Origin of the sequence: Pseudomonas sp. NFPP25, from assembly GCF_900116505.1 — a bacterium.
In the GTDB taxonomy this organism is placed as follows: domain Bacteria; phylum Pseudomonadota; class Gammaproteobacteria; order Pseudomonadales; family Pseudomonadaceae; genus Aquipseudomonas; species Aquipseudomonas protegens.
The window spans coordinates 43,775-56,941 of record NZ_FPBG01000009.1 but is presented as its reverse complement, the minus strand read 5'-3'; the positions used below and the strand labels follow the sequence as shown (position 1 = coordinate 56,941).

General features: G+C 66.0%; 12 protein-coding genes. 9 read left to right on the top strand and 3 right to left on the bottom strand.

Features of this window, described 5'->3' with window-relative positions; all coding sequences use genetic code 11:
* Positions 1 to 34 precede the first annotated feature (34 nt).
* The 3 genes from BM382_RS29255 (at position 35) to trxA (ending at position 2,081) form a co-directional block, all read left to right on the top strand.
* On the top strand, positions 35 to 493 hold the full coding sequence (locus BM382_RS29255; protein ID WP_072444892.1) for a hypothetical protein: 459 nt from the start codon (positions 35 to 37) through the stop codon (positions 491 to 493).
* Positions 490 to 1,146 (top strand): class I SAM-dependent methyltransferase, encoded by a 657-nt coding sequence (locus tag BM382_RS29250; protein WP_072444890.1) that lies wholly within the window; start codon positions 490 to 492, stop codon positions 1,144 to 1,146. The genes BM382_RS29255 and BM382_RS29250 overlap by 4 nt, the downstream gene beginning before the upstream one ends.
* A 62-nt stretch (positions 1,147 to 1,208) precedes the next feature.
* Complete coding sequence (gene trxA / locus BM382_RS29245; RefSeq protein ID WP_011063742.1) at positions 1,209 to 2,081, top strand: thioredoxin; 873 nt, start codon at positions 1,209 to 1,211, stop codon at positions 2,079 to 2,081.
* 83 nt (positions 2,082 to 2,164) lie between these two features.
* On the opposite strand, the gene BM382_RS29240 is transcribed toward trxA, so the two are convergent.
* On the bottom strand, positions 2,165 to 2,506 hold the full coding sequence (locus BM382_RS29240) for a hypothetical protein (RefSeq protein WP_015637205.1): 342 nt from the start codon (positions 2,504 to 2,506) through the stop codon (positions 2,165 to 2,167).
* Positions 2,507 to 2,640: 134 nt separating this feature from the next.
* Between BM382_RS29240 and BM382_RS29235 the strand changes: the two genes are divergently transcribed.
* The 5 genes from BM382_RS29235 to BM382_RS29215 all read left to right on the top strand — a co-directional run bounded on the left by BM382_RS29235 (position 2,641) and on the right by BM382_RS29215 (position 6,701).
* Positions 2,641 to 3,249: a DUF2796 domain-containing protein gene (locus BM382_RS29235; RefSeq protein ID WP_072444888.1), complete on the top strand. Its 609-nt coding sequence runs from the start codon at positions 2,641 to 2,643 to the stop codon at positions 3,247 to 3,249.
* Between the two features lie 61 nt (positions 3,250 to 3,310).
* Entirely contained in the window at positions 3,311 to 4,021 is a 711-nt protein-coding gene (locus BM382_RS29230; RefSeq protein WP_072444886.1) for an ABC transporter ATP-binding protein, read from the top strand.
* 1 nt (position 4,022) lies between these two features.
* The gene (locus BM382_RS29225; protein WP_072444884.1) at positions 4,023 to 5,288 is read left to right on the top strand and encodes an ABC transporter permease; all 1,266 of its coding nucleotides are present in this window, start codon (positions 4,023 to 4,025) and stop codon (positions 5,286 to 5,288) included.
* Between the two features lie 25 nt (positions 5,289 to 5,313).
* Positions 5,314 to 5,835 carry a DUF3299 domain-containing protein gene (locus BM382_RS29220; protein ID WP_026019988.1) on the top strand — a complete coding sequence of 174 codons (522 nt, stop codon included), beginning with the start codon at positions 5,314 to 5,316 and terminating at the stop codon, positions 5,833 to 5,835.
* 167 nt (positions 5,836 to 6,002) lie between these two features.
* Positions 6,003 to 6,701, top strand: a complete 699-nt coding sequence (locus BM382_RS29215; protein WP_072444882.1) for an OmpW/AlkL family protein — start codon at positions 6,003 to 6,005, stop codon at positions 6,699 to 6,701.
* Positions 6,702 to 6,759: 58 nt separating this feature from the next.
* On the opposite strand, the gene BM382_RS29210 is transcribed toward BM382_RS29215, so the two are convergent.
* Positions 6,760 to 7,689: an NAD-dependent epimerase/dehydratase family protein gene (locus tag BM382_RS29210; RefSeq protein ID WP_072444880.1), complete on the bottom strand. Its 930-nt coding sequence runs from the start codon at positions 7,687 to 7,689 to the stop codon at positions 6,760 to 6,762.
* On the bottom strand, positions 7,682 to 8,566 hold the full coding sequence (locus BM382_RS29205) for a sugar nucleotide-binding protein (RefSeq protein WP_036995925.1): 885 nt from the start codon (positions 8,564 to 8,566) through the stop codon (positions 7,682 to 7,684). The genes BM382_RS29210 and BM382_RS29205 overlap by 8 nt, the downstream gene beginning before the upstream one ends.
* A 189-nt stretch (positions 8,567 to 8,755) precedes the next feature.
* Here BM382_RS29205 and BM382_RS29200 point away from each other — a divergent pair, with 189 nt between their 5' ends.
* On the top strand, positions 8,756 to 13,042 hold the full coding sequence (locus tag BM382_RS29200; RefSeq protein WP_072444878.1) for a DEAD/DEAH box helicase: 4,287 nt from the start codon (positions 8,756 to 8,758) through the stop codon (positions 13,040 to 13,042).
* Positions 13,043 to 13,167 lie beyond the last annotated feature (125 nt).

The following is a 13,167-nucleotide window of genomic DNA, read 5'->3' as shown; positions in this document are numbered from 1 at the left end:
TCGCACACGGAAATTCGCCTTGTTGGAGCTTCAGATGCCGCTCAGACCGCTCGTTCTGCTCAGTCTTGTCAGCCTGTTGGTCGCTTGCAGCAGCGATGCGCCAAAAACCGCGGCCCCCTCCACTTCACAGCAGCAGGCGGTGAAAAAAAATCAGGAACCGGCCGATCCAGGCCCCTTGCCGGCCTACCAGCGCGAGTTGAGTGGCACCCTCGAGGGCGTACCGGCCGGCGCCGATGTCGAGCTGGCCCTGCTGGTGATCGATGAGCGCGGCCGTCCGCAACGCCTGCTGGCCAGCAGCAACCTGAGCGGCACCAGCCAGGCCCTGCCGTTCCGCCTGCGCTTTGCCACCGAAGCCTTTCCGGCCGGCGCCCGGGTCGAACTGCGCGGCCGCGCCAGCCAGTCCGGCCAATTGATCCTGCACCTGCCGGCCCAACGCATCGACCAACCCACCAGCCAGGCCCTGGGCCAACTGCAATTTATCAAAGCCCCATGAATGTCCCGCTCGACCTGCAAGCTGCCCTCAGCGAACTGCTGGGGGACGCGCGACTGGTAGCCTGCGAGCTGCCCGATACCACGCTGAAACTCTGGCTGATCGACGCCGACAACATGGACCGCGCCTTCACCCCGGAAGAAACCCGGCGCATCCTCCACGAGCCGCCCTACTGGAGCTTCTGCTGGGCCAGCGGCCTGGCCCTGGCGCGCTACCTGGCCCAGCAGCCGCATTGGGTCGCGGGCAAGCGGGTGCTGGATTTCGGTGCCGGTTCCGGCGTGGCGGCGATTGCCGCGGCCAAGGCCGGGGCCCGGGAAGTGGTGGCCTGTGACCTTGACCCGCTGGCCATTGCCGCCTGCCGGGCGAATGCCCGACTCAATGGCGTCGAGCTGAGCTATTCCATGGATTTCTTCGCCGAGGCCGACCGCTTCGACCTGATCCTGGTGGCGGACGTGCTCTACGACCGGGCCAACCTGCCGCTGCTGGACCAGTTCCTCAGCCGTGGCCGCCAGGCCCTGGTGGCGGATTCCCGCGTACGGGACTTCCAGCACCCGCTCTATCAGCGCCTGGAAATGCTCAATGCCCTCACCCTGCCCGACCTGGCCGAACCCTGGGAATTTCGCAACGTGAGCCTCTATCACGCACAGCGGCGATAGCGATTTTCAGCCTCCCGGCCAGCCTTTATAGTGGTTCCATTCCCGCTTATTCGAGATACCCCATGAGTCAGGAAACGCCCTACATCTTCGACGCCCGCACCGCTGATTTCGACCAGTCGGTGATCGAGAACTCCTTTCACAAGCCGGTCCTGGTGGACTTCTGGGCCGAGTGGTGTGCGCCCTGCAAGGCGCTGATGCCGATGCTGCAGCAAATTGCCGAGAGCTATCAGGGCGAACTGCTGCTGGCCAAGGTCAACTGCGACATCGAGCAGGACATCGTCGCCCGCTTCGGCATCCGCAGCCTGCCCACCGTGGTGCTGTTCAAGGACGGCCAGCCCGTAGACGGCTTTGCCGGTGCGCAACCGGAATCCGCGGTGCGGGCCATGCTCGAACCCCATGTGCAGATGCCGCCACCGCCGGCCGCCGATCCGCTGGAACAGGCCGAAGCCCTGTTTGCCGAAGGTCGTATCGGCGATGCCGAGGCCCTGCTCAAGGTGCTGCTGGGCGAAGACAACAGCAACGCCAAGGCGCTGATCCTCTACGCCCGCTGCCTGGCCGAGCGTGGCGAGCTGGGTGAAGCCCAGACCGTGCTCGACGCGGTCAAGAGCGATGAGCACAAGGCGGCCCTGGCCGGAGCCAAGGCGCAGATCACCTTCCTCAAGCAGGCCGCGGACCTGCCGGACGCCGCCGAGCTCAAGGCGCGCCTGGCCAAGGACCCGCAGGACGATGAAGCGCTGTACCAACTGGCGATCCAACAACTGGCGCGCCAGCAATATGAAGCGGCGCTGGAAGCCCTGCTCAAGCTGTTCATGCGCAACCGCAGCTACAACGAAGGCATCGCCCACAAGACCCTGCTGCAAGTCTTCGACCTGCTGGGCAACGACCACCCGCTGGTGACCGCCTACCGCCGCAAGCTGTTCGCCGCCCTGTACTGAGCCGGCTGGTGCAGGAGCTGGCTTGCCAGCGAAAGCGTTCTGACAGGCCGAACGCGTTCGCCAGCAAGCGGGCTCCTGCAGGGTCATTGCACCCAGCTGTAGATCGGCGTATCGGCGCCGCTCACCACCTTGACCTCGGCGCAGTGGCGCAAGCGCACCAACAAGCGCTTGCCTGCCGCCGCGCTACCGGCCAGCCCTTCCAGTTGCTCCAGCAACTCCGGCCCGCTGAGCTGCCCGGCCTTGCGCAGCAACTCCTTGGTGGTCTGCCACAGGGCATCGTCCTGGCTGGCCGGCTTCGCCGCCACCGCGACGCTCTCGGGCTTGGCCGCCTGCAACTGAGCACCCAGTTGCGCCCAGTCGCCTTCGTCCAGTTCCAGGGTCAAATCCACCGGCCAGTCGCCGATGCTTCCACGAATCCGCAACATTGCCGTGCTCCTGAATTTTTCTGACGAGCATGCTCCCACGCGTCTTGCGCAACGCCAAGCGGCCGGTCAAACTCAGCGGCCGATTGTTATAAGATCACATAACATTTATTTCATCTTCGCTCCGGAGACTTGCTATGCGCCGTCTGCTACTCGCCCTGCCGTTCGCCCTGTTGCCGCTGGCCGCCGCCCAGGCCGCGCAAGCCCATGATCACGAGCATGAACATGGCAGCCTCGGCGCCCACGAACATGGAGTCGGCCGTTTGAACGCAGTGCTCGACGGCCAGACCCTGGAACTGGAGCTGGAGAGCCCGGCAATGAACCTGGTGGGCTTCGAACACGCTCCGAGCACCGACGCCGACAAGGCCAAGGTGGCTGCCGCCCGCACCCAGCTGGAACAGCCGCTGGTGCTGTTCAGCCTGCCCAAGGCAGCGGCGTGCGTGGTGGCCAAGCAGGAGCTGGAGAGCCCGCTGTTCGGCGACCAGCCCGATGCCGATGATCACGATGACGACGACCACGACGAAGATGCCAAGGACACCGCTGGCCACGAGCATCACCATGAGCACAGCGAGATCCACGCCCACTACCAGTTCACCTGCGCCAAGCCGGATGCCCTGAAGACCCTCGATCTGGGGCAGGTCTTCAAGACCTTCCCCGCCACCCAGAAAGTTCAGGTACAACTCATTTCGCCGAATGGCCAGCAGGGCGTCGAAGTCAGCGCCACGGCGGCAACCCTGAAGTTCTGAGCGCCAACCCTGTAGCCGCTGCCTTCGGCGGCTACAACACTCATCCGATGATCGACCCGACATGACCCAAGCACTTATCGAACTGTCCAACCTGGGCTTCAACTGGCCCGGTCATCCACCGTTACTGGACATCCCGGACTTTCGCCTGGAAGTCGGCGAAACCCTGTTCCTCAAGGGCCCCAGCGGCAGCGGCAAGACCACCCTGCTGGGCCTGCTGGGCGGCGTGCAGAAACCCAACCAGGGCAGCATTCGCCTGCTGGGCCAGGAGCTGACCGAGCTTTCGGCCGGCGCCCGCGACCGCTTTCGCGTCGATCACACCGGCTACATCTTCCAGCAGTTCAACCTGCTGCCGTTTCTCTCGGTACGCGAGAACGTCGAGCTGCCCTGCCACTTCTCCAAGCTACGGGCCGGCCGCGCCGCACAGCGCCATGGCAGCGTCGACCAGGCCGCAGCCACCCTGCTGGCCCACCTGGGGCTGAAGGACGCGGAGCTGCTCGGCCGCCGCGCCGATTCGCTATCCATCGGCCAGCAGCAGCGGGTCGCTGCGGCCCGGGCGCTGATCGGCCAGCCGGAACTGGTGATTGCCGACGAACCGACTTCGGCGCTGGACCACGACGCCCGGGAAGCCTTCCTCCAATTGCTGTTCGCCGAATGCCGCGAAGCCGGGGCCAGCCTGCTGTTCGTCAGCCACGACCAGAGCCTGGCAGCGCTGTTCGATCGCAACCTGTCGCTGGCCGAACTCAATCGCGCCGCCAAGCCCGCAGAGGTCTGAGATGTATCTGTTCCGTCTAGCCATGGCCAGCCTGGCTAACCGTCGCTTCACCGCGATCCTCACCGCCTTCGCCATTGCCCTCTCGGTCTGCCTGCTGCTGGCGGTGGAGCGGGTGCGCACCGAAGCCCGGGCCAGTTTCGCCAGCACCATCAGCGGCACCGACCTGATCGTCGGCGCCCGTTCCGGTTCGGTGAACCTGCTGCTGTACTCGGTATTCCGCATCGGCAACGCCACCAACAACATCCGCTGGGACAGCTTCGAGCACTTCGCCAGCAACCCCAAGGTAAAGTGGGCGATCCCGATTTCCCTGGGCGACTCCCACCGCGGCTACCGGGTGATGGGCACCACCGACGCCTACTTCCAGCACTACCAGTACGGCCACCAGCAGAACCTGCAACTGGCGGTGGGCCGGGCCTTCGCCAGCGACCCCTTCGAAGTGGTGCTGGGGGCCGAAGTCGCCGATGCCTTGCACTACAAGCTGGGGGACAAGCTGGTACTGGCCCATGGCGTGGCGGCCATCAGCCTGGTCAAGCACGACGACAAGCCCTTCACCGTGGTCGGCATCCTCAAGCGCACCGGCACTCCGGTGGACCGCACCCTGCACATCAGCCTGGGCGGCATGGAGGCGATCCACATCGACTGGCACAACGGCGTGCCGGCCCGTGGCGAGGGGCGCATCAGCGCCGACCAGGCGCGCAACATGGACCTGACGCCCCAGGCCATCACCGCCTTCATGCTGGGCCTCAACAGCAAGATCTCGACCTTCGCCCTGCAACGGGAGATCAACGAATTCCGCGGCGAGCCGATGCTGGCGATCCTGCCCGGCGTGGCCCTGCAGGAACTCTGGAGCCTGATGGGCACCGCCGAGAAAGCCTTGTTCGTGGTGTCGCTGTTCGTGGTCCTGACCGGCCTGATCGGCATGCTCACGGCGATCCTCACCAGCCTCAATGAACGCCGACGGGAGATGGCCATCCTGCGCTCGGTGGGCGCGCGCCCCTGGCACATTGCGACCCTGCTGATCTTCGAAGCCTTCGCCCTGGCGCTGTTCGGGGTGCTGGCCGGGCTTGGCCTGCTGTACCTGGGCATCGCCCTGGCCCAGGGCTACGTGCAGTCGAATTACGGCCTGTACCTGCCACTGTCCTGGCCCAGCCAGTATGAGTGGACGCTGCTGGGCGGTATTCTGATCGCCGCGCTGCTGATGGGCTGCGTGCCGGCCTGGCGCGCCTACCGGCAATCCCTGGCCGATGGCCTGTCGATTCGTTTATGAGCCCTGGTTTATGAAGACCCAACGCTTGCTGCGCTCTCTGCTTGCCCTGTCGCTGCTGTTCAGCTCGCCGCTGTGGGCGGCGGGGGCTCCGAAGGACCTGACCTGGTCGGAAATGATCCCGCCGGACGCGCCGCCGGAAGTGCCGAACATGAAGCCGCTGCACGACCTGTCGCAGATGAGCGATGCGCTGTCCGCCGAATCGGCCCCCGCTGCCAAGCAAGACCTGCCCAATGCCCCGGTGGTGAAGAGCCTCGACGGCCAATCGGTGCGTCTGCCCGGCTACATCGTGCCCCTGGAAGTGAGCGAGGAAGGACGCACCACAGACTTCCTGCTGGTGCCCTACTTCGGCGCCTGCATCCACGTACCGCCACCGCCATCGAACCAGATCGTCCACGTCACCAGCGAAGTCGGGGTGAAACTCGATGAGCTGTACCAGCCGTACTGGATCGAAGGCGATATGCAGGTCAAGCCCTCCACCAGCGAGCTGGCGGATGCCGGCTACCAGATGGCGGCGCAGAAGATCTACGTCTACGAGTTGCCAGAGTAAAAGAGTGCGGGCGGGCGATGCCCGGGGAACGTCAAAAGAGTGCGGGGCAAAAGAATAGTTCACCCCGCCAACCGGGGTTTGCCATTTCATTGAGCTGAGTCAAGGCGGTCAACTTGACGATCCTTACCATTGGACATAGCCAATCTGAATCGTCCTTTGGAGCTCCCATGCACAAGTCTCTGCTTAGCGCCTCCCTGATCGCGCTCGCACTCGCCGCCCCGATTGCCAACGCCCACGAAGCCGGTGACATCATCGTTCGTGCCGGTGCGATTACCGTCAATCCAAAAGCCAACAGCTCCGACGTCAAAGTCGATCGCGGTCCTCTGGCCGGCACCAACCTCGGCGGCAAGGCGACCATGAGCAGCGACACTCAGCTGGGCTTGAACTTCGCCTACATGCTGACCAACAACATCGGTATCGAACTGCTGGCCGCCACCCCGTTCGAACACGATGTGAAGATCAAGAACACTGCCCTGGCTCCGGCCAACGGCAAGCTCGGTACCCTCAAGCACCTGCCGCCAACCCTGAGCGTGGTGTACTACCCGTTGGATAACAAATCGGCGTTCCAGCCCTATGTCGGTGCCGGTATCAACTACACCTGGATCTACGACGAGCACGTCGGCAGCCGCGCCCAGACCGCCGGTTTCGACAACTTCCGCGCCAAGAACTCCTGGGGCCTGGCCTGGCAGGTCGGCGCCGACTACATGCTGACCGACAACATCATGATCAACGCCCAAGTGCGTTACATCGATATCGACACCCGCGCCTATGTGGACAACAACGGCGTGGCTCCAGGCACCCGTGCCAAGGTCAATGTCGACGTCGACCCGATGGTCTACATGGTTGGCCTGGGCTACAAGTTCTAAGCCCGCCAGACATGAAAAAGGCGCCTTGCAGGCGCCTTTTTCATGTCCGCAATTTCATTCAGCGGCCCATCAGGCGAGCCAGGCCAACACTCATCGGCGTGGGTTCGGGGAAGGTAAAACGCTGCAGCAGTCGCTGATTGCCGGCACGGGAGTGACGAATATCACCGGCACGGGCCGGGCCGTAGCTGATGGGAGGCAAGGCACCCACCACCTCGGCCAGGGCCGCAAGCATCTGCTTGAGGGTCGTGGCCTGGTTCAAGCCAACGTTGACCGCTCCCACTTCCAACTGCGGCGCCTCGATGGCCTGCACCAGCACCTGAACCAGATCGCCGACGTAGACGAAATCCCGGGTCTGCTCGCCATCGCCGAACACGGTGATCGGCAAGCCTTGCTGGGCGCGTTCGCTGAAGATGCTGATCACTCCGGAATAGGGCGAAGACGGATCCTGGCGCGGGCCGAAGATGTTGAAGAAGCGAAAGATCGCCGGTTCCAGCCCGTGCTGGCGCCGGTAGAAATCCAGGTAGTACTCGCTGGCCAGCTTGTCCGAGGCATAAGGGGTCAGCGGCGCCTTGGCCGTGTCCTCGTCAATGGACTGGCCTTCCCCGTTGTTGCCATACACCGCGGCGCTGGAAGCGAACAGCACTCGCTTGACGCCGTGCTCACGCATGGCCTCACAGACATTCAGGGTGCCGATGAAATTGCTCTGGTGGGTCTGCACCGGGTCGTCCACCGAGGCCTGCACCGAAGCCACCGCTGCCAGGTGCGCCACAGCGCAGCAGCCTTGCATGGCCTGGCTGACCAGCGACGCATCGGCCACATTGCCTTCGATCAGCTCGACTCGCGGATCAGCCAGCGGCAGGTTGCTCGGTTTGCCGGTGGACAAGTCGTCCAGCACCCGCACCGCGTAGCCCTTGGCGAGCAGGGCATCGGCCAGGTGCGAGCCAATGAAACCGGCACCGCCGGTGATCAATACGAGGCCCTCAGCCATGACGATAAAACCTATCCAGTAAAGCCGGGAGCGCGGCACGCCAGGCGCGCGGCTTGATCCCGAAGGTATGAAGGATTTTCTTGCAGGCCAGTACTGCGTGCTGCGGTTCCTCGGCGGCATCGGCGCTGGCGGCATGGGCCTGGGCGGTCGGCGCCTCGATGGCCAGCGGGTGCAATTGCCGGGCTTCGGTCAGTACCGCCTGCCCCAGGGCCAGGGGCGTGGTGGCTTCCTGGCCGGCGTAGTGGTAAGTGCCCCAAAGCGGCGCGGCGCAATCGAGCTGCTTGAGCACCGAGATGATCACCCGCGCGGCATCGTCCACCGGGGTCGGATTACCCCGCCGGTCGTCGGCCATCAACAGTTCGTCCGGGGATTCGGCCCGGGCCAGGAAACGCCCGAGAATGCCGTCCGGGCTGTCATCCAGCAGCCAGCCGAAACGCAGCAGCACGTGCTGCGGGCAGGTAGCGCGAACGCTTTGCTCGATCCGCCACAGAGCCTGGCCGCGCAGGCCCAGGGGCACCGGCTCGTCCTTTTCGCTGTAGGCAGTCGCCCGGGAGCCGTCGAACACCCGATAGCTCGAAGGCTGCAAGAGGATGATGTTGTGATGCTGGCACAGCTCTGCCAGACGCTCGACCGCCCGTTCCTGGCCGCTCAAGCGCGCCTCGCTCACGCTCTCCGCCTGAAACCAGTCGAAGTAGTAAGCCAGGTTGATCAAGGCATCCGGGCGGGTGTCGTCGAGCAGTTGCGTAAGGCTCGCGGCATCCCAGCCGTCTTGCGGCGGACGGGGGGCGAGGAAACCGATGTCTTCCTCCGCACCCAGGCGAATCAGCGCCTGCCCAAGGGCATTTCCGCCGCCCAGTAACATAAGGCGCATTCGCATAGAGTCAGCAGGCCCAGTCTGTTCAGAACGATGGTTGGAGTCGGCCAGTCTCGTGGGGCTGGCCGTCGATAATTGCCGGAATCGTTGCATTTTGCGGGTTTGTGGCGCAAGCGTCACTCAGAAAGTGTCGAGGCCCCATGGAATCAACGGTGCTTGCAAGTTGCCGGATGCGGCCGCATAAATCCATCCATGAACCTTGCCCAATCCGTGAATCCGGTGCTGGACGGCTTCCACCCCGCTGTCAGCGCCTGGTTCAAGCATACCTTTGCCGCTGTGACCCCGGCCCAGGCCCGCGCCTGGCCGCTGATCGCCCAGCGCCGCTCGACCCTGATCGCCGCGCCCACCGGCTCCGGCAAGACCCTGACCGCCTTTCTCGCGGTGATCGATGACCTGGTGCGCCAGGGGCTGGCCGGCGGTGGCCAGCTGCCGGACGCCACCCTGGTGGTGTATGTGTCGCCACTCAAGGCCTTGAGCAATGACATTCAGATCAACCTGCAGCAGCCACTGGCGGGCATCACCGAGCAACTGCGCCGCATGGGCCTGCCGGAACTGTCCATCAGCACCGCGGTGCGCACCGGCGATACCCCGCAGAAAGACCGCAACGCCATGCGCAAGAGCGCGCCGCAGATCCTCGTCACCACCCCGGAATCCCTCTACGTGCTGCTGGGCTCGGATTCCGGCCGCAGGATGCTGACCAGCACCCGCAGCGTGATCGTCGACGAAATCCACGCCCTGGCCGGCAGCAAGCGCGGCAGCCACCTGGCCCTGAGCCTGGAACGCTTGCAGGCCTTGTGCGCCGAACCCTTGCTGCGCATCGGCCTATCCGCCACGCAGAAGCCCATCGAAGCCGTGTCGCGCTTTCTGGTGGGCCACGGCCGCCCTTGCGAAATCGTCGATATCGGCCACGCCCGGCCCCGGGACCTGGACATCGAAGTGCCGCCGGTGCCGCTGTCGGCGGTCATGGCCAATGACGTCTGGGAGCTGGTGTACGAGCGCCTCGCCAACCTGGCCAGGGAACACCGCACCACGCTGATATTCGTCAACACCCGGCGCCTGGCCGAGCGCCTGGCCCGCCACCTCAGCGAGCGCCTGGGCAAGCAGGCGGTGGCCGCGCACCACGGCAGCCTGGCCAAGGAGCAGCGCCTGGAAGCCGAGCAGCGGCTCAAGGCCGGCGACCTGCAAGTGCTGATCGCTACCGCTTCCCTGGAGCTGGGGATCGATATCGGTGATGTCGACCTGGTGTGCCAGATCGGCTCGCCGCGCTCGATCTCGGCCTTTCTGCAGCGGGTCGGCCGCTCCGGTCACCAGGTGGGCGGCACGCCCAAGGGCCGGTTGTTCGCCCTGACCCGCGACGACCTGATCGAATGCGCCGCCCTGCTCGACTGCGTGCGCCGGGGCGAACTGGACACTCTACTGATTCCCCATGCCCCCCTGGATGTGCTGGCCCAGCAGATCGTCGCTGAAGTCAGCTGCCAGGAGTGGTCGGAAGCCGCGCTGCTGGACATGCTGCGCCAGGCCGCGCCCTACGCCGACCTGGATCAGGCCCACTACCAGGCGCTGTTGCAGATGCTCGCCGAGGGCTTCAACGGGCGCCAGGGCCTGCGCAGCGCCTACCTGCACCGCGACGCCCTGGCCCGCACCCTGCGCGGGCGCCGAGGCGCCCAACTGACCGCGCTGACCAGCGGCGGGACCATCCCCGACAACGCCGACTACAGCGTGCTACTGGAGCCCCAGGGGCTGAACATTGGCAGCGTCAACGAAGACTTCGCCGTGGAAAGCATTGCCGGCGACGTGTTCCAGCTGGGCAACACCTCCTACCGTATCCTGCGGGTGGAAACCGGCAAGGTGCGGGTCGAGGATGCCCAGGGCCAGCCGCCGAACATTCCCTTCTGGCTCGGCGAAGCCCCCGGGCGCAGCGCCGAACTCTCCAGTGCCGTGGCGCGCCTGCTGGCCCAACTCGACGAGTTGCTCGGCGCCACGCCCGGCCAGTTGCAAGCGGCCATCCACTGGTTGCACCACGAACTGGGCCTGAACCTGGCCAGCGCCGAGCAACTGGTGGATTACCTGGCACCGGCGCGCCTGGCTCTGGGCGCGCTGCCGTCCCAGGACACGCTGATCATGGAGCGCTTCTTCGACGAGTCCGGCGGCACCCAACTGGTGATCCACAGTCCCTTCGGCAGCCGCATCAACCGCGCCTGGGGCCTGGCCCTGCGCAAGCGCTTCTGCCGCACCTTCAATTTCGAATTGCAGGCTGCCGCCAGCGAGGACGCGATCGTCCTTTCCCTGTCCACCAGCCACAGCTTCGCCCTGGACGAGGTCTGGCGTTACCTGCACAGCAACAGCGCCGAACACATCCTGGTCCAGGCGCTGCTGGACGCACCGCTGTTCGGCGTGCGCTGGCGCTGGAACGCCGGAGTGGCGCTAGCCCTGCCGCGCTACAGCGGCGGGCGCAAAGTGCCGCCGCAGATCCAGCGCATGAAAAGCGAAGACCTGATCGCCAGCGTGTTTCCCGACCAGATCGCCTGCCTGGAAAACCTGGCCGGCGAGCGCGAGATTCCCGACCATCCGCTGGTGGAGCAGACCCTCGACGACTGCCTGCACGAAGCCATGGACAGCGAAGGCTGGTTGAACCTGCTGCGGCGCATGGAACAGGGCCAGGTGCGCCTGCTCAGCCGCGAACTGCCGGCGCCCTCGCCCCTGGCGGCGGAAATCCTCAGCGCCAAGCCCTACACCTTTCTCGATGACGCGCCCCTGGAGGAACGCCGTACCCAGGCGGTGCTGGCCCGGCGCTGGAGCGACCCGCAAGCCACCGACGACCTGGGCGCCCTGGATGCCGAAGCGATTGCCGCGGTGGCCGCCGAAGCCTGGCCAGCCCCGGCCAGTGCCGATGAAATGCACGAAGCGCTGATGAGCCTGGCCTGTATCAGCGAAGCCGAGGCCCAGGCCAACCTCCACTGGCCCGAGTGGCTGCAAGCCCTTTCCAGCCAGGGCCGCGCCTGCCGCTTGCAGGCCGGCCCGGGCGGCGGCTTGTGGCTGGCCCTGGAGCGCATCTGCTGTCTGCGGGCGCTGTACCCTCAGGCCGCCTTGCAACCCGCGCTGCAACCGGTGCCCGGTTTCGACCAGGCCTGGGAGGCACAGCCGGCCCTGGTGGAGCTGATTCGCGCCCGCCTCAGCGGCTTCGCTCCCCTGACCCTGGCGCAGATCGCCGCGCCCCTGGGCCTGCCCGCTTCCAGCATCCACCAGGCGCTGATCCAGCTGGAGAGCGAAGGTTATGTGCTGCGGGGGCGCTTCAGCCCTGGCGGCGATGAAGAACAATGGTGCGAACGTCACCTGCTGGCGCGGATCCACCGCTACACGGTGAAGCGCCTGCGCCGGGAAATCGAACCGGTGGCCTTGCAGGATTTCATGCGCTTTCTGTTCGACTGGCAGCACCTGTCGCCGGGTACCCAGGGCCAGGGCAGCGCCATGCTGGCCGAGGTGGTCGCGCAGTTCGAAGGCTACCCCGCAGCGGCCTCGGCCTGGGACAGCGACCTGCTGCCGGCGCGCCTGAAGGATTACTCCGCCAGTTGGCTGGATGACCTGTGCCGCAGCGGCAAGGTGGTCTGGAGCCGGATCAACAGCAGCGGCAAGATCGCCGCCAGCGCCCTGCGCAGCACTCCCATCGTGTTGCTGCCCCGGGCCCGCGTGGCGCTCTGGAACGCCCTGACCTGCCCCATCGACAGCAGTGACCTGTCACCCAAGGCGCAGAAGGTTCACGCCGTACTGAGCCAGCTGGGCGCACTGTTTTTCGATGAACTGCTGCAAGAAGCCCACCTGCTGCGCAGCGAACTGGAAACCGTGCTGCAGGAACTGGTAGGCGCCGGATGGGTGAACGCCGACAGCTTCGCCGGCCTGCGGGCCCTGATCACCCCGGCCAGCAAGCGCCAGAACCGCAGCAGCCGACGGGGTCGCGGCGCCTTCGTCGGAGGAATGGACGACGCGGGGCGCTGGGCCTTGTTGCGCCGCGCCGCCAGCGAGGATAGCGCCGCCACCCTGGAGCACGTGGCCATGACCCTGCTACGCCGCTATGGCGTGGTGTTCTGGCGCCTGCTGGAGCGCGAGGCCGACTGGCTGCCCAACTGGCGCGATTTGCTGCGTACCTTCCATCGCCTGGAAGCCCGCGGAGAAATTCGCGGCGGGCGCTTCGTCAGCGGCCTGGCCGGCGAGCAGTTCGCCCTGCCGGAAGCCATCCCGCTACTGCGCGAAGTGCGCCGCCGGCCCCATGACGGCAGCCTGATCGCGGTGTGCGGCGTCGACCCGCTGAACCTTGCCGGGACCCTGCTGCCCGGGCCCAAGGTCCCGGCCCTGAGCGGCAACCGCCTGGTGTTCCGCGACGGCCTGCCGGCGGCCGCCGACATCGGCGGCACCCAGCACCTGTGGCTGGAGCTGGAACCCCAGGCCGCCCAGGCCCTGCGCAACAAGCTCATCCGGCACTGACCTCCCCCCGTAGGAGCCGGCTGCCGGCGAAAGGGCCCGAAGCCCTGAGCCACATCCAGCGGCCTCTTCGCTGGCAAGCCAGCTCCTACCCAGGCAGCAGGCGCCCTTCCAGACAATCCACGCCC

What these genes read in the sequence shown, in the direction of transcription:
- trxA (WP_011063742.1), top strand. Translation starts at nt 1,209, where the DNA reads ATGAGTCAGGAAACGCCCTACATCTTCGACGCCCGCACCGCTGATTTC.
- BM382_RS29225 (WP_072444884.1), top strand. Translation starts at nt 4,023, where the DNA reads ATGTATCTGTTCCGTCTAGCCATGGCCAGCCTGGCTAACCGTCGCTTC.
- BM382_RS29200 (WP_072444878.1), top strand. Translation starts at nt 8,756, where the DNA reads ATGAACCTTGCCCAATCCGTGAATCCGGTGCTGGACGGCTTCCACCCC.
- BM382_RS29210 (WP_072444880.1), bottom strand. Translation starts at nt 7,689, where the DNA reads ATGGCTGAGGGCCTCGTATTGATCACCGGCGGTGCCGGTTTCATTGGC.
- BM382_RS29230 (WP_072444886.1), top strand. Translation starts at nt 3,311, where the DNA reads ATGACCCAAGCACTTATCGAACTGTCCAACCTGGGCTTCAACTGGCCC.
- BM382_RS29235 (WP_072444888.1), top strand. Translation starts at nt 2,641, where the DNA reads ATGCGCCGTCTGCTACTCGCCCTGCCGTTCGCCCTGTTGCCGCTGGCC.
- BM382_RS29240 (WP_015637205.1), bottom strand. Translation starts at nt 2,506, where the DNA reads ATGTTGCGGATTCGTGGAAGCATCGGCGACTGGCCGGTGGATTTGACC.
- BM382_RS29215 (WP_072444882.1), top strand. Translation starts at nt 6,003, where the DNA reads ATGCACAAGTCTCTGCTTAGCGCCTCCCTGATCGCGCTCGCACTCGCC.
- BM382_RS29255 (WP_072444892.1), top strand. Translation starts at nt 35, where the DNA reads ATGCCGCTCAGACCGCTCGTTCTGCTCAGTCTTGTCAGCCTGTTGGTC.
- BM382_RS29205 (WP_036995925.1), bottom strand. Translation starts at nt 8,566, where the DNA reads ATGCGAATGCGCCTTATGTTACTGGGCGGCGGAAATGCCCTTGGGCAG.
- BM382_RS29250 (WP_072444890.1), top strand. Translation starts at nt 490, where the DNA reads ATGAATGTCCCGCTCGACCTGCAAGCTGCCCTCAGCGAACTGCTGGGG.